This is a genomic window from Leptospira yasudae (genome assembly GCF_003545925.1).
GTDB classification, from domain to species: Bacteria; Spirochaetota; Leptospiria; order Leptospirales; family Leptospiraceae; genus Leptospira; species Leptospira yasudae.
In genome coordinates, this window is sequence record NZ_QHCU01000004.1 from 416,772 (window position 1) to 431,541 (window position 14,770).

A 14,770-nucleotide genomic window follows, 5' to 3' on the forward strand; every position below is an offset into this window, starting at 1 on the left:
CGTTCGGTATTGAGACGAAAGAGAAACGCCCGCTGTCGCTCAAAAGGTCAATATCAGATGAACTTTTTCGTTCTGGAAAAAAACTTCGCAAATTCCGGGATCAGGTAAGGGCTCTGAATCGAATCCGGTCATTCTTGGTCCAACGATTGAAAAACGCCACATTTCCGCTGGTTCGGAGTGCATTTGGGAATTTCCGGAGTTAGAGCCTCCCTCATCTTTTAAAAAATCCTCGATTATGACCTCAAATCGCGGAAGGATCGTAGTCGTTAAACCAACGATTTTCGTGACTTCTTCTTTGCTCATTCCGATTTCAAATCTCAAACATTGTTGCCGGGTGATTTCCTTAGAAATGCAACCTTCCGTTATAAATCCCAAGATCGCTGCGGACATGAACAACAGTCTTCGAATTAAGAACCTATACAGAAACGTACAACTTAACTTTTGTGATGAAGTAAAATCAAGTTTTGGGACATGCAGTAAATATTTTTTCATTTATATCTCCGATCGATAAAATACGCTTTGAAAGGGCCGAAGGATCCCAAGAAGATGTCCGTGTTTGAAAACGTTGCAAGAAATTCTTGTCGATTCGGTCGTTTCACCCATTGAAGTCCGCGCATTGGACCCTGATCTGAGCAAAGGACTTTTTATCCTGCTCGACGGTCGTCTTGCTTTTAGCATCGGAACCAAGGTTCGAAAGTTTTTCGGGTTTCATTCCGCGTTGAACGTACAAAAAGTCCGCTCCGTATTACTTCAGGGTGAGTTGCATAGCAACGCGCTCGGCGCATTTTCCTATTTATTTCGCGTTTTCGGATATGAGGTTCATACGATCGCTTATGCTCGTAATCGGTCTTTGACGACGGCAAATTCCGTCCTCGTAAAATGGAATTCTCACAAATTGGAAATTTTCCCTTCCCGAAGGGAATGGAAAGAGAGAATCAAAGCCCTGTCCGCAGATTCGATTGATACGGAGAACTTTTTTTCGGAGGAAGATTCGCGAAACAAAGCTCCCATTCGGAATGATTCTCCTTGGAAGGACTTTCGTTTGATTCCCGAATACGGGCTCAGCCGTGCGGCAGCGATCGGTCTCGATTCTCTTTGGGAGCGGATTCAGATTTCGAAGTACGAGCGTATCGTTTTGGATCTTGGTTCGGGGCTGACTTGGCTTTCAGCAAGCCGGTATTTCGGAAATTCGATTCCGATTTACGGAATCTCCGTTGGTCTTTCTCGATCGAAGATGATGGAATGGCTCGAAGAAAAGAAGAAATTTCTCGGTTTTCACGGATTTCAGATCGAAGGCGATAAAATTCTTTCCCCGGAATTTTCTTCCGGTTTCGGTTCTAGGCACAATCGTATTTTAGAATATTCGAATTCTTTTTACAGGAAGACAGGAATTCCGATCGAACCGATCTATTCAGGGATTTCGCTTTTGACCGTTGAAAAACGAATCGATTCGGGATTCTGGAAAGGAAACACGCTTTATATCCATCAAGGCGGTCTGTTGAATTTTTTAGATCCGTTTATCGAAACGTTTTGATGGGGATTCTCGCAATCGCGAAATTTTTTTTTCGCTCGATGGAGGGTCCGTTACCGAATGAATCGATCTTAAAAAAGATAAGTTCGGTGACTCCGGTATTCTTTCGATCGGTTCGTTTTGTCTCGCTGACTTCTTAATTTTCTTTTGTGGAAGTAATTTCTGTTTTCATCGCTCGAATCCGTTGCCGTCCTAACTTTTGTTACGCGAACGGTTCGAAACAATCGTAGTTTTTCTGACGATAGATCTGATTCTCCTTGAATTCGAAGATCATGCAGAAATACGCCTTGAGATTCTGATCCGCTTTGAAAGGTCCTAAGTCGGCTCGAATCGTAGCTTTCCAATCCGCTTCGACTACGACCGTGTCGCCGCTTTCGAGATAATTTTGTATTCGGAAGATTTGCCGTTTTAGGAGATTTTTCCCTGCGGGCATTCTTCGAAATAAGTCGTCCCAATTGCTGATCGTCACTTTTTTGGTGAGAGCGTTTGGATATTCCGTTTGTAATATCTCGGGATGAAGGACGCTTTCGAATTCCTTCGGTTCCACCGCAAAATTGGAAAGTAAATCCAAATAAGTCGTGATCGTTTGTCTGTATCGATTCATGATCGGAGTGTCGGAAAGATTCCGAAAATCGCAACCGAATCTTGAATCGGAGTTTCGCGTTTCTATAAATTGACAGTCCGATGAATGATTTCGAATAACGAACGATTCGTTCTTCTTTTGGAAGATCATTTATATCGATCAAGGCGGGTTGTGCGTCATAAAAAAAGCCGCTTTGTAAAAGCGGCTTTTCGGAATTTGGTTTTTAAAGATCCGCTTCTTTCGTTTTCAGGAAGCGGCAAACGGATTGCTTTTTCAAGAAAACCGGAAGGTCTTTAAAAACCGTTTTCGAAATCTTTTGCGATCGTTTAAGAGAGGATGTAATCCCGGTTCATCGTACGGATAAAATCTCTCTTGATCGATTTCGGACATACCGCTTCGCACTCGTATTGGTTCGTGCAGTTTCCGAAACCTTCCGCGTCCATCGCGTTGATCATCTTTTTCACGCGCTCTTTTTGTTCCACTTTTCCTTGCGGTAACAATCCGAGGTGAGTGATCTTTGCGGAAACGAACAACATCGCGCTTGCGTTTTTGCAGGAAGCGACGCAAGCTCCGCAACCGATACAAGTCGCGGCGTCCATCGCAACGTCCGCATCCACTTTAGGAATCGGTAATGCGTTTGCGTCCGGAGCTCCTCCGGTGTTGATGCTGATAAATCCGCCGGATTGGATGATTCGATCAAACGCGCTTCTATCGACTACGAGATCCTTGATGACTGGAAAAGCCTTGGCTCTCCACGGTTCCACGTAAACGGTATCACCGTCTTTGAAGGAACGCATGTGCAACTGGCAGGAAGTCACACCTTGGTGCGGTCCGTGCGCTTGTCCGTTGATCATCAGGTTGCAGGAACCGCAGATTCCCTCGCGACAATCGTGTTCGAAAGCGATCGGATCGTCTCCCTTTGTGATGAGTTCTTCGTTGACCACGTCGAGCATTTCCAAAAAGGACATGTTCGGGGAAATATCTTTCGCATCGTAGTCTACGATCTTTCCCTTTTCTTCTCCGCTTTTTTGTCTCCAGACTTTGAGTTTCAGATCCATTATTTATAACTCCTTGTAGCGAGGTGAACGTTTTCGAACTCCAGTTTTTCTCTGTGTTCGGTTGGTTTTTTACCGACTCCGTTGAATTCCCAAGCGGTCGCGTGACAGAACTTATCGTCGTTCCGTTTCGCTTCTCCTTCTTCTTGGTATTCTTCGCGGAAGTGACCTCCGCAGGATTCTTCTCTGGTAAGTGCGTCGAGGCAAAGAAGTTCGCCGAATTCCAAGAAGTCCGCGACTCTTCCCGCTTTTTCAAGCGACTGGTTGAGTTCCGCTCCGCTTCCAGGAACGTTTACGTTTTGCCAGAATTCTTCTCTGATCTTCGGGATTTCGGCTAACGCTTCTTTCAGACCCTTGTCGTTCCGCGCCATTCCGCATTTGTCCCACATCAGTTTTCCGAGTTGTCTATGGAAAGAATCCACGGTTCTTTTTCCGTTGATGGAAAGAAGTTTTTTCGTGGTTTCTTCCGCGTCGGAAAGAGCCTTCTTCGCTTCCGGATGATCTTCGCTCGGACGAGAGTTGAAGCCCGCTCCTGCGAGATAGTTTCCGATCGTATAAGGAAGAATGAAATATCCGTCCGCAAGACCCTGCATCAGAGCAGAAGCTCCGAGACGGTTCGCTCCGTGATCGGAGAAGTTCGCTTCGCCGATTACGAACAGACCGGGGAGGTTGCTCATCAGGTTGTAATCCACCCAAAGACCGCCCATCGTATAGTGAACCGCAGGATAAATTCTCATCGGTTGTTTGTATGGGTTCTCACCGGTAATTTGCTCGTACATCTGGAAGAGGTTTTCGTAACGGTCGCGGATCTTCGGTTCGCCGAGACGACGAATCGCGTCCGCAAAGTCGAGATACACGCCTTGACCGGATTCTCCGACACCCAGTCCCGCGTCGCAGGCTTCTTTTGCCGCGCGGGAAGCGATGTCGCGAGGAGAAAGATTTCCGTAGCTCGGATACTTTCTTTCGAGGTAGTAGTCTCTTTCACTTTCGGGAATGTCCGCAGGATTGCGCGTATCGCCTTTCTTTTTCGGAACCCAAATTCTTCCGTCGTTTCGGAGAGACTCGGACATCAAAGTCAGTTTGGACTGATGATCTCCGGAGACAGGAATACAAGTCGGGTGAATTTGCGTATAACAAGGGTTGGCGAAGAAGGCGCCTTTTTTGTGAGCCTTCCAAGTCGCGGTTACGTTACAGCCTTTCGCGTTTGTGGAAAGAAAGAACACGTTTCCATATCCGCCCGTTCCGAGAACGACTGCGTCCGCCATGTGAGTGGAAAGTTTTCCCGTTACGAGATCGCGAACCACGATTCCTTTTGCGTGACCGTCGACTACGATCAACTCGACCATCTCGGTTCTAGGATACATCTTCACCGCGCCGAGTCCGATCTGACGCGAAAGCGCGGAATACGCTCCTAAAAGAAGCTGTTGTCCGGTTTGACCTTTTGCGTAGAAGGTTCTGGAAACTTGCGCCCCGCCGAAGGAACGGTTGGAAAGATGTCCGCCGTATTCTCTCGCGAAAGGAACGCCTTGTGCCACGCACTGATCGATGATGTTTACGGAAACTTCCGCCAAACGGTGAACATTCGCTTCTCTTGCACGGAAGTCCCCGCCTTTTACAGTATCGTAGAACAAACGATGAACGGAGTCCCCGTCGTTCTGATAATTCTTCGCCGCGTTGATCCCGCCCTGAGCCGCGATACTGTGCGCTCTACGAGGGCTGTCTTGAAAGCAGAAGGTCTTTACGTTGTAACCGAGTTCTGCGAGAGTCGCGGAAGCGGAAGCTCCTGCAAGACCGGAACCGACTACGATGATGTTGAATTTTCTTTTGTTGGCCGGGTTAACCAGCTTGATGTCGGCCTTATGATTGGACCATTTTTTCTCAATCGGGCCGTTTGGAATTTTAGAATCTAAACTCATGAAAGTTTCTCCAAAGAATTACGGGTGAACGTATCCCAGCAAAATCGAAAGCGGGATAGAAGTGTTTCCAATAAAGATGATCAAAGCGAAAAGGATTGCGCCCGCTTTGATCTTGCCGCTCAATTCGGGAGTGCTCAAACCCAAGGTTTGAAACACGCTCGCGACTCCGTGGCTGATATGGGAAGCGAGAAGCACCATCGCGAAGATGTAAGAACCCGCGACGATCGGATTTTGAAAGCCGAGAATTACCATCGTAAAAACGTCGTGTCTTCCTTTGGAATCGGTCATCGCGAAATGATCCGGATTGGTGACTCCGAGTGTAAAGTGGAGAAGATGATACACGATGAAGGAAAAAATTAAAAGTCCCGTCAGCGCCATGGTTCTGGAAGCGAGGGACGCTTGAACCGTGTACTGTTTTGCGTAGGCGACCGGGCGAGCTTGTTTGTTTTCGATTGAGAGTTTTATCGCGTAGTAAACGTGTATGATAAAGCTAACGATCAGAATGATTCTGGCTACCCAGAGAAGGGGTTCGATGTCCCTAAGCGATTGGCCATATGCGTTGATTTTTTCTTGTCCTAGGAAGATCTGAAGATTTCCCAACATATGAACAACCACAAAGCCGAAATAAACGAGTCCGGTCACTGCCACGAGAGTTTTTCTCCCGATGGAAGACCGGAGATATCCAGCCTTAAAATCCATTACATTTTCTCCTGTTTGTTTGGTGGAAAGAATTCATCGAAAAATTAGAATGATTCGGAAAGATGGGATTTGAAGCCCGCTTTCTTAAATTAGGGTAAAAAAGCGAGTTGGGACGAAAAGCATTTTTATTTTGAGCGGAAAAAATTGATACCGGAATCGAAAGTTATTAAGATTCCTTCTCAATTAGAAACCAACTTGTGTCCAATTCACACCCTTGAGAATTTTGTGCATCGCGTAACGAAGGAGTTTCGAGAGAATCGAAAGAAACGATCATGAACGCATCCGATCCATTCCAAACATTGTATCAAAAAGACAAATTGAAAGGCGAGTCAAACGCGCAAGCCACGAAAGAATTTGCGGAGCATTCTCCCCTTCGAAAAAAATATCCGGACGATACGAAAACTTTAAATCCATATTATACGTTTCGGGGACGAACCCTTTCCCGAATCGCGTTCGGATGTTACCGAGTCGGACTCGAATCTCCCGAACACGAATCCGCTTTGGAGCTTTCGTTGTCTCAGGGATTCAACGTGATCGACACTTCCTCCAATTACGGAAACGGTGAAAGCGAAAGTTTAATCGGAAAGGTTCTCCGTAAAAAAATCGCAAAGGGAGAATTGAAGCGCGAAGACGTTTTCCTCGTCACGAAGGCCGGTTATATCCAAGGAAGAAATCTTCAGATCGTAACCGAACTGGAAAAACAAAACAAAGAATTTCCGGAGATCACGTATTACTCCGAAGGATGTTATCACTGCGTTCATCCGGGTTTTTTAGAGGATCAACTCGAACGTTCTTTGAAACGTCTCGGACTGGAAACCGTGGACGTGTTCCTGCTTCACAACCCGGAATACTTTTTGATGGATCGGGAGAAGCATAACGTTCCGAAAGAAAAGGCGATCGAACAATATTACGAAAGAATTAAGAACGCTTTCCGGTTCCTGGAACAAAAAAGAAAGGAAGGTAAAATTCTCTATTACGGAATTTCTTCCAATACGTTTCCGGAAGATCCGCAGAAATATACGGCGACTTCCTTGCTGCGCGTTCTGCGGATCGCAAAGGAAGTGCAAAACGAACTCGGTCTTGAAGAATCCGGCTTTGCCGTCGTTCAGTTTCCGGCCAATCTTTTGGAAATCGGTTTTCTCGAACCGCAATTCGAGGGCAAAAGCCTTGTGGAAATCATTCGGGAAAACGGACTTCTTCCCTTGATCAATCGCCCTTTGAACGCGATTTCGCACTCGGGAAGTATATTCAGACTTTCTTATGATCCGAAAAAAAGCGGAGAGGGCATTCTCGATCTTTTAAAAGAAGAATTGAACGGAATTTATGCGCAGGAAGCCACGATTCTTTCCCTTCTTCCCGCGGGTTCGTACAAATATACGTTTCGTTCGGTTACGGAGCCGTATTTGGATCAGTTTCAGAATCAGGATCATCTGAATCAATTTCTAGAACGCACAGTGATTCCGATCGTGCAGCAGCTGATTTCTCAAGTGGAAACGATCTCCGGTCCGGCAAAACAAGGGGAATACATCGAGATCTTAAACAGGGCTCTTCCGATCCTGGAGCAATACGTATTCCAGAAGAACGTTCAGGATCGAACCTCCGTTTATGAGAAGATTCTAAAATACTATCCGCAGTATCAAGGTTGGAATCTTTCCGGAATCGCGTTGCATCTACTGCATTCTTCGCTGCGGGAAGGAACGGTGCTGCTCGGAATGAGAAAGAAAACGTATGTGGAGGACGCGGTTCTTTCGTTCGGGGCCGCTCTTTCCGCGATTCGAATCGAGGATTGGAAACGTTTTGAAGTTTGATCCCGAAATCGTCGCCCTGTTCGAACATATCACTTCGACGAACGATCCCGAACTCACGATCGACTTCGCTTATCAAAACGCGGAACGGTTGTTTCACGAGGGAAAGTATTTCGAGGCGCACGAGGTTTTGGAATTCCAATGGAAAAAGGATTTCGGACCTCGAAAAACTTTTTTGCAGGCGTTGATCCAGCTTTCCGTTTCATTACACAAGATTTACGTGAAACCCAACGGACGCGGCTCGCGTATGCAGGCGGAAAAGGCGAAGGAAAAATTGGAATCCGTTTTAAATTCTTCCGCGTTAAACGGACTTGGAAAAAAGGTAACGTTAGATCTGATTTCCGATCTGGAATCGATTTTGGGTCTTTACGACGGGGACGAACTTCACGCAGAAAGAGTTTCTGCTTTCAGGATTCCTCGGCTTCCGAAAGACTGGCGGGAATTATTCAGAGGCTGATATGGGCGAAATCGAAAGCGGCTTTTTTCAATCCGGCGGATACAATCTTTCCTATAAAATCCATAAGAACGGAAAGAACAACGCGATCCTTTTGTTCCACGGATTTCAGGACGCGTCCGATACGTTTCTGTATCAGTTCCCGTTCTTATCCCAACATTTCGATATATATCGATTTGATTATAGAGGTCACGGGGATTCCGATTGGCTTCGCGAGGGGAATTATCATTTCATCCAAACGCTCGTAGACGTGAAGACGTTCATTTCCCGATTTCTTCCCGAAACGTTTCATATTTTGGGTCATTCGATGGGAGGAGGAATCGGAGCGCGTTTTGCGGGAATCTATCCGGAACGGGTTTTGAGCATCGTTTGTTTGGAAGGCTTCATGTCGATTCAATCTCCCGAGTTCGAAAAGAAACGTCTGAAAGCCTGGCTCGACACGTTGGAAAACAACGAGGTCGGAACCAAGGAACGAAAGAATAAGAGTTTTGCGAGCGTGGACGAACTGACTCTTCGTTTAAAGCCCGTTTATCCGCGTTTGAGTTTGGAAAAGGTTCGCGATCTTGCGGTCTATCTTTCCAAAAAAACGGATTCAGGATATCAATGGAAAAACGATCCTTTGTACAAACGCGGATTTCCCTTCGTATTTTCACCGTATCTCACGAGACATCTCTGGGAATGTATCGATTCCCCGACCTTGATCATCTACGGAAAGGAAACGCATTTGATGCCCGAAAATCGGGAGGAAATTCTTTCCCATTTTAGACATCTTGAATATATCGAGATGGAAAACGCGGGTCACAACATGCATCACGACCAACCCGAAAAACTCGAGTCGTTGTTAAGCGAATTCTATTCGAAACACGGATTGATTGCGGTCGGTTGAACCGCTTTTAAGAGCCTCGGCAAAACCGGTATAAAAAGTTTAAGGGAAAAGATTTGGACTCATGGCAGCCAGTGAAATTTCTCCTTAATAACCTTCCGATACTTAGCAAATGTATTGATCAATTTTCTTAAGCCGTAATCTCGGAATACAACTATTCGCTTCTATTTTCAAAATTGGATCAAACTCAAATGGAAGACCGATTGTGAGACGCGTCTTGAAATTTTGATCTCCAGATGATAAGTTGAATGCTTTCAAAAGGAAAGGTTTGGGTTTTCGAAGAGTTTCTACGAGTTTATTCTATTTTGGTAATGTTGTTATATAATCATTTTTTTATAAAGACGAATAAAGGTGAACAAGTTTCAGTTTTTTTACTATTGATGGTTTTCCTCTAAAATTCACTGTCGAACGAAGAAAGGCTGATTCGAAAGACGTTTTGACTTACGATACATTTTTGTTTCGTTTGTTGTATTTCTTTTGAATCTAATGGATGAAAAACTTTGAAATTGAAGAGGACAAAGTAGTGATCTTTTATCGTATAAAAATGAAAATCGTTTTAGTATTCTGTTGTATTCTAATTTTTGCAACCCGATGTTCTTCATTTGAATGTTCGCTCTGGGACGAAATGTGTAACCCGCATACGTTGTTGTTGGATATAATTTTGTTGAATGCCAGAAATTCCGGAACAGTTGCCCCCAACTTACTGTATGCTACAAATGAAAATTCGAATACGGTAACCTATTTCAACGCGACCAATGGAAGCTATCTCAACGGAACTCTGGCAAACTCCAGTTTTACTACAGGCGCAAATCCTTGGGGAGTCGCGGTCAATCCGTCCGCGAACCTCTTGTATGTTACGAATATCAACTCGAATACGGTAACTTATTTCAATGCAACGAATGGGGATTATCTCAACGGCTCCCTGGCCGCTTCCAGTTTTGTTACGGGAAACAGCGCGTTGTCGGTCGCAGTCAATCCATCCGCCAATATCTTATACGTCATAAATCGAATTTCGGACACGGTTACCTACTTCAACGCAACGAACGGAAATTATATCAACGGCTCTTTAGCGGCTTCCAGTTTTGCCACGCAGTTAGGAGGAATGTCGTGGGGTCTTGAAGTCAATCCAACCGCCAACATCTTATATGTTACGAACTTTAATAGTAATAACGTAACTTACTTTAACGCGACAAACGGGAATTATATTAACGGTGCGTTGGCCGCCTCTAGTTTCGTTACGGGAGCAGGTCCGACCCGAGTTCTATACAATCCTTCCGCCAACATTCTATACGTGATAAACTCCGGTAGTAATACGGTAACTTACTTCAATGCAACAAACGGAAACTATATTAACGGCACATTGGCCGCCTCCAGTTTTGTTACGGGTGCCGGTCCGTGGGGCGCCGCAGTCAACCCAACCGCCAACATTTTATACGTTACGAACAATACCGGTAACACGGTAACTTATTTCAATGCGACAAATGGGAATTATATCAACGGCACGTTGGCTGCCTCTAGTTTCGTTACGGGAAACAATCCAAAGTGGGTCGAATACAATCCGTCCGCCAACATCTTGTACGTTGCAAACTATTTTAGTAATACGGTAACTTACTTTAATGCAACGAACGGAAATTATATCAATGGTACGCTGGCCGCTTCCAGTTTTACTACAGGAACGAATCCTAATTTGACTATAGTCAATCCTTGATTCTGGCGGATTGGAGTAGGAACGAAAAAAAGGCGATATTTGCGATTCTACTTTCGGAATAGGAATGCCAGTGACCTGACTTTTTCGCGGATGCTAGAATTTTCAAAACTCAAACGGCAAATCATTAGACGAATACCACCCGGCGCCTACAAAAAGTTATTGATAAGAACCTTTATGCTCCGTTAAGATTCTCGGGAAAGGAATATCCGTTCTCTTTGTAAGAGGGGAGGATCCTTTTCCCAATTTTTCCGGCGGAGTTTTTTTTGAAGCGCTTCACAATTTTCTCATTTCGATCCGTTCTCTTCCTCTGTCTGTTTTTTTCGATGCCTCTCTGGAGCGCGCAGACGATTCTTCTGAAAAACGGAACCTCTCTCAAGGGAGAAGTCACCGGTCAAAACGAAAAGGCAATCACCGTACGAGCCGCAGACGGAAGCGTACAGACGATTTCCAAGCGGAGCATTCTCAAGGTCATCTACCGAGACGTAAACGAAGACGAAGCGAAACGAATCCGCCAGGAAGAAGAGACGAAAATCCGCGAAGCCAAATCGGCCGAAGAAAAAAAACGAATCGAAGAGGAGGCGGTCGTCATCAAACCGCCGGTGAATGCCTCGGGAACGAGAAGCCGTTGGAGTCTTGTTTGGAGATCCGCTGTTCTTCCGGGTTGGGGTCATTACAAGGCGGAGCGGAAAAAAACGGCGATCGTTTACGGAGCCTTGTTTTGGACCGGAGTGGTTGCGACGGGACTTGCCGCAAAACAGATCGAAAGTAAAAAGGCGGCCTACGACGAGGCGTCGTTGTACGGACAGGTTTCCGGAAATCTATTGTTCGGAGAAGCTTATGTAGGCGATAAACGATCCGCTTACAAAAAATCGATCGAAGACTATCAAATCATGGCGGCCGGGACCGCCCTGATTTACTTGATTCAGCTCACTCATTCGTATTTTACGGGTGTAGAATGGGAAAAGGAGGAAATCGCAGTAACTCCGGATGGCGCAATTCGAACAAAGGGGTTACAATTGGACTCGATGAGAGAAATGAATCCGTTGAACGCGAACTCCGGCAACGCTCTCGGATGGAGAGCGGAAGCTCGATACAACTGGTTTTTTTAAGGGGATCGTATGAAAAAATATTATTCTATTCTAATGCTTTCTCTTCTTCTGAACTGTTATAAATTCGAAGAGAGTCAATTTGATCCTACGGGGAATTTGAGTATTCTGCGGACGCTGTTTTCAGGGGCGACCGGCTACACGAACTTTATGATCAATCAGTATTCCGCGTTTCGACCCGCGGGATTGGACGTCTACGTTTCGTATGTGCGCAGAAATTTCGGTGCGGATGATTCCCGAAGCAGAATCGATCTGATCATCGCTAGTCAGAACGGAACGATTATGATTCCGACGAACGTGCCTATGGTCGGCGGACAAATTACCAGCATGGTGGGTTACGGCTACACGGCAGGGAACATCACGAACAAATACGCGATCCTTTTCGAAGTTCTGGAGACAACGGGCGTTCATAATTATTATTACTGGGTCGGCCTGAGTCTTCCCGGTGCCGGAACCAAATTGACCTTTACGCAGTTTACTCCTCCGGTTCCGGACGCTCCGATCGTAGGTTTCGGACCATTTAACGTCGGCGCGGTGGAAAAACTCGTCTTTTGTCAAAAGTCCGGAAGTACGACCACCTGCTACAATACGAACAGCGATTTTACCAACCTGCAAACGATTACGGGTCCGGTGCCCACTTCGTGCACCAACGTCTACAATAACAGTTCCGTGGGTTGGTGTGCGGATTCGATCAGCGGTACCACGTATCAGTTCTATTCCACCAACGGGGGGATTGCGGCCTTTGGCGGACCGACTCCGATCGCTCTCGTATCCAACTATAAAACCGGCGCTTATACGAATTCCGGTCCGAGCAGTTTCTTTCTTTCTCCAATCGGGACTCAATCGCATTATCTCGAACACGGGGCCGGTACTGTAAGAATCACTTCTACGTACGGGGATTTGACTTCTATGGGGGGATTGACTTCTCCGGGAAACTCGTATCAACAAGCGATAGCGTTGTCTGCGATCTCGAGCACCGATTCCATCTACCCGGTTCGAGGTTTCGTAAACGGGTCGTTTTCGTATCTCACGTTTATCGCCAACGCGGGCGGAAATTCGACTCCCTATGCGTTTAAAAGTAGCGACTTGGGTGCCACTTGGACGCAGCTCAGTCAGACATCTTTAGCCTTGCCGGCGCCGGGTTATCCGTTTGATCCGGTTCCGAGTCAGACGGCCGCCCTTGGGTTTTATGCGACGACAACCGGAGGAGACAAGCTGCATAACTTTGTGAACATCGAAGGGGACGGTTTGAAACATTATATTTCCACGGATGACGGAGCGACTTGGACCTTGCAGGAAACGATCCCGCTGACTTCGGAATAAAAAGGTTCACATAAAAAAATTTTGTCTCATTCGTAAAAAAAAGCTTGTACTTTCCTCCGTACTCCTAGAACATCCTTTCAACAATTTTTAAGGATGTTTCCATGCAAGAACAGGGTGCAAAGTTTAAGAGTCAGTTAGAAAGATATATCAACTACCGCGGGATCGATATCGTCCTGCATCTTAAAGACGGTTCTCGTGTGGAATTGGATCGCAATCGTAAAATGGTCGGGGAGCAGATCGTGTATTTCCCTTCCAAAAATTTGAGCAGCGCCGTGGAACTCGCGAGCATCAGCCGCGCCGAATTCTTTGTCGCTTAACAAAATCGAATCCGTCTGAATCAACGGTTCCGATGGATTCAAAAATTCTAAATTAGAAAAACGGAAGAAAGACGCGAAGGACCTTCGCGTCCGGAAGAATCGGCGGAAGAAACCGAATCAATCTTCGAATTTAACGACCCAAACGGAATGAAGTTCCGCGACGGTTTCGTCCTGTTCGTTTAAGGATTTGGATAACAGTTTTACCACGGATCCTTTGTGTTCGGTGATTTCCGTAACGATCTTGATCTTTTCGGATTTCACTCCTTTTAGATATTTGATCTCCGCACTTGCGGTCGCCATAAACTTAAACGTTCGACCAGACGCCTTGATCCAAGCGGCAACAGCGGCTCCCGCGGAACTGTCCATCGCCGAAAACAAAACTCCTCCGTGCAGGGAACCGACCGGATTGAAAAAGGATTCGTCCGTTTCGATCTCGTATTCACTTTTACCGGGACTGGCGGAGAGAGCTTTGTAACCTACCTTTTCAGAAAATCGGTCCCTGGATCCGAAATACGCTGCAAATTCGGGAGAATCCGATTCCGGTAATTCTAAAAATAATGCGTTCATATATCGTTAAATTCCGAAGCCGAGGAATTTCTGTCAAGACTGAGCGGCCCATTGACTCGTTTTTGAGAATGAACGACTGAGCTTCCATCCCTGTGAAGAACGTTTGATTCTACGCCGATTCGGGATCGGCCGGTAGATTTCCGTTGATCCTTCCTAACGCGGTAAAAAGAAGAGGGTTTACCAAAATGGAAAGAATGGCCCCCGCGAGAATGATCGCATGCGATTCTTCCGTAAACAAATGAAGTTCCCTTCCGAGACCGGCGAAGATCGTAGTCATCAGGGGAGTTGCAGGATGCATTCCAGGATAGGAAATCATGAAAATTCGGACGGTCCATGGTTTTCCACGAGGATTGGAAGTCCTCGCGTGTCGGAATCTTTAGAAAGTCGATTGGTTTTTAAAAGCGGTGATTGGTCCGACAAATCGAAACGTTGTGCTACATTTCAAGACTTGTATGAGTTCCTACATTTCTTAAAGAAGAATCAAGATTCTTCTTTAAGAAAGATCGCGAATCAGATCTTCGATTTCTTGAACCTTGTTAAAATCCCGTTCCGTATAATTCAAATACAGATCGTATTCCGAACCGGAGATTTTCTCGCAGCGAATCACTTTGACCGGAATTTGAATTCCTCCGGAGAGACTGATCGTTCCGAGTTTCAGTTCCAAAACCGTTCCCGGCTCGACGGGAGAATCGGTTCTGTGCAGCAGACCTTTCAGAATGTTATCAGCCAATCGCAGGCTCTGATCGGCTAATTCGTTCAGGTAGACGGTGATTGTGTTTGGAATTCTGTTATAGTGCATGGCACAATAATACGAAATTCGGTT

16 protein-coding genes are annotated in these 14,770 nt (G+C 45.9%); 8 read left to right on the forward strand and 8 right to left on the reverse strand.

The window, feature by feature from the left end; translation table 11 throughout:
* Positions 1 to 39: 39 nt before the first annotated feature.
* On the reverse strand, positions 40 to 492 hold the full coding sequence (locus DLM76_RS13505) for a hypothetical protein (protein ID WP_147455799.1): 453 nt from the start codon (positions 490 to 492) through the stop codon (positions 40 to 42).
* Positions 493 to 556: 64 nt separating this feature from the next.
* Between DLM76_RS13505 and DLM76_RS13510 the strand changes: the two genes are divergently transcribed.
* The gene (locus DLM76_RS13510) at positions 557 to 1,534 is read left to right on the forward strand and encodes a 1-aminocyclopropane-1-carboxylate deaminase (RefSeq protein ID WP_118965508.1); all 978 of its coding nucleotides are present in this window, start codon (positions 557 to 559) and stop codon (positions 1,532 to 1,534) included.
* A 199-nt stretch (positions 1,535 to 1,733) separates the two neighbouring features.
* Here the strand turns inward: DLM76_RS13510 and DLM76_RS13515 are convergent, their stop codons facing one another.
* The 4 genes from DLM76_RS13515 to DLM76_RS13530 form a co-directional block, all read right to left on the reverse strand.
* Positions 1,734 to 2,135, reverse strand: coding sequence for a nuclear transport factor 2 family protein (locus tag DLM76_RS13515; RefSeq protein WP_147455800.1), 402 nt, complete (start codon positions 2,133 to 2,135; stop codon positions 1,734 to 1,736).
* Positions 2,136 to 2,440: 305 nt separating this feature from the next.
* Positions 2,441 to 3,172 carry a succinate dehydrogenase/fumarate reductase iron-sulfur subunit gene (locus tag DLM76_RS13520; protein ID WP_100736761.1) on the reverse strand — a complete coding sequence of 244 codons (732 nt, stop codon included), beginning with the start codon at positions 3,170 to 3,172 and terminating at the stop codon, positions 2,441 to 2,443.
* On the reverse strand, positions 3,172 to 5,085 hold the full coding sequence (locus DLM76_RS13525; protein ID WP_118955793.1) for a fumarate reductase/succinate dehydrogenase flavoprotein subunit: 1,914 nt from the start codon (positions 5,083 to 5,085) through the stop codon (positions 3,172 to 3,174). Before DLM76_RS13525 ends, DLM76_RS13520 begins: the two co-directional genes overlap by 1 nt.
* Before the next feature lie 18 nt (positions 5,086 to 5,103).
* Positions 5,104 to 5,784 (reverse strand): succinate:quinone oxidoreductase, encoded by a 681-nt coding sequence (locus DLM76_RS13530; protein WP_118955792.1) that lies wholly within the window; start codon positions 5,782 to 5,784, stop codon positions 5,104 to 5,106.
* A gap of 272 nt (positions 5,785 to 6,056) precedes the next feature.
* Here DLM76_RS13530 and DLM76_RS13535 point away from each other — a divergent pair, with 272 nt between their 5' ends.
* The 7 genes from DLM76_RS13535 (at position 6,057) to DLM76_RS13565 (ending at position 13,380) form a co-directional block, all read left to right on the forward strand.
* Complete coding sequence (locus tag DLM76_RS13535; protein ID WP_118965510.1) at positions 6,057 to 7,592, forward strand: aldo/keto reductase; 1,536 nt, start codon at positions 6,057 to 6,059, stop codon at positions 7,590 to 7,592.
* The gene (locus tag DLM76_RS13540) at positions 7,582 to 8,046 is read left to right on the forward strand and encodes a DUF309 domain-containing protein (protein WP_118955790.1); all 465 of its coding nucleotides are present in this window, start codon (positions 7,582 to 7,584) and stop codon (positions 8,044 to 8,046) included. Before DLM76_RS13535 ends, DLM76_RS13540 begins: the two co-directional genes overlap by 11 nt.
* Before the next feature lies 1 nt (position 8,047).
* A complete protein-coding gene (locus tag DLM76_RS13545) occupies positions 8,048 to 8,929 on the forward strand; it encodes an alpha/beta fold hydrolase (protein ID WP_118965511.1) in 882 nt (293 codons plus the stop codon).
* Positions 8,930 to 9,590: 661 nt separating this feature from the next.
* Complete coding sequence (locus tag DLM76_RS13550) at positions 9,591 to 10,634, forward strand: YncE family protein (protein WP_429946422.1); 1,044 nt, start codon at positions 9,591 to 9,593, stop codon at positions 10,632 to 10,634.
* Between the two features lie 263 nt (positions 10,635 to 10,897).
* Entirely contained in the window at positions 10,898 to 11,743 is an 846-nt protein-coding gene (locus DLM76_RS13555; RefSeq protein WP_429946423.1) for an LA_0442/LA_0875 N-terminal domain-containing protein, read from the forward strand.
* 9 nt (positions 11,744 to 11,752) lie between these two features.
* Entirely contained in the window at positions 11,753 to 13,063 is a 1,311-nt protein-coding gene (locus DLM76_RS13560; RefSeq protein WP_167450769.1) for an LIC11996 family lipoprotein, read from the forward strand.
* Between the two features lie 101 nt (positions 13,064 to 13,164).
* On the forward strand, positions 13,165 to 13,380 hold the full coding sequence (locus DLM76_RS13565) for a hypothetical protein (protein WP_010574598.1): 216 nt from the start codon (positions 13,165 to 13,167) through the stop codon (positions 13,378 to 13,380).
* A 117-nt stretch (positions 13,381 to 13,497) separates the two neighbouring features.
* Here the strand turns inward: DLM76_RS13565 and DLM76_RS13570 are convergent, their stop codons facing one another.
* The 3 genes from DLM76_RS13570 to DLM76_RS13580 form a co-directional block, all read right to left on the reverse strand.
* A complete protein-coding gene (locus DLM76_RS13570) occupies positions 13,498 to 13,947 on the reverse strand; it encodes a PaaI family thioesterase (protein WP_118965512.1) in 450 nt (149 codons plus the stop codon).
* A gap of 109 nt (positions 13,948 to 14,056) precedes the next feature.
* A complete protein-coding gene (locus DLM76_RS13575) occupies positions 14,057 to 14,263 on the reverse strand; it encodes a hypothetical protein (RefSeq protein ID WP_118965513.1) in 207 nt (68 codons plus the stop codon).
* A gap of 177 nt (positions 14,264 to 14,440) precedes the next feature.
* The gene (locus tag DLM76_RS13580) at positions 14,441 to 14,746 is read right to left on the reverse strand and encodes a PilZ domain-containing protein (RefSeq protein ID WP_118955787.1); all 306 of its coding nucleotides are present in this window, start codon (positions 14,744 to 14,746) and stop codon (positions 14,441 to 14,443) included.
* Positions 14,747 to 14,770: the final 24 nt, after the last annotated feature.

Bases quoted from the DNA above. Each gene is read 5' to 3' on its own strand.
- DLM76_RS13505 (WP_147455799.1), bottom strand. From the start codon at position 492: ATGAAAAAATATTTACTGCATGTCCCAAAACTTGATTTTACTTCATCA.
- DLM76_RS13515 (WP_147455800.1), bottom strand. From the start codon at position 2,135: ATGAATCGATACAGACAAACGATCACGACTTATTTGGATTTACTTTCC.
- DLM76_RS13520 (WP_100736761.1), bottom strand. From the start codon at position 3,172: ATGGATCTGAAACTCAAAGTCTGGAGACAAAAAAGCGGAGAAGAAAAG.
- DLM76_RS13525 (WP_118955793.1), bottom strand. From the start codon at position 5,085: ATGAGTTTAGATTCTAAAATTCCAAACGGCCCGATTGAGAAAAAATGG.
- DLM76_RS13530 (WP_118955792.1), bottom strand. From the start codon at position 5,784: ATGGATTTTAAGGCTGGATATCTCCGGTCTTCCATCGGGAGAAAAACT.
- DLM76_RS13535 (WP_118965510.1), top strand. From the start codon at position 6,057: ATGAACGCATCCGATCCATTCCAAACATTGTATCAAAAAGACAAATTG.
- DLM76_RS13545 (WP_118965511.1), top strand. From the start codon at position 8,048: ATGGGCGAAATCGAAAGCGGCTTTTTTCAATCCGGCGGATACAATCTT.
- DLM76_RS13560 (WP_167450769.1), top strand. From the start codon at position 11,753: ATGAAAAAATATTATTCTATTCTAATGCTTTCTCTTCTTCTGAACTGT.
- DLM76_RS13565 (WP_010574598.1), top strand. From the start codon at position 13,165: ATGCAAGAACAGGGTGCAAAGTTTAAGAGTCAGTTAGAAAGATATATC.
- DLM76_RS13570 (WP_118965512.1), bottom strand. From the start codon at position 13,947: ATGAACGCATTATTTTTAGAATTACCGGAATCGGATTCTCCCGAATTT.
- DLM76_RS13575 (WP_118965513.1), bottom strand. From the start codon at position 14,263: ATGATTTCCTATCCTGGAATGCATCCTGCAACTCCCCTGATGACTACG.
- DLM76_RS13580 (WP_118955787.1), bottom strand. From the start codon at position 14,746: ATGCACTATAACAGAATTCCAAACACAATCACCGTCTACCTGAACGAA.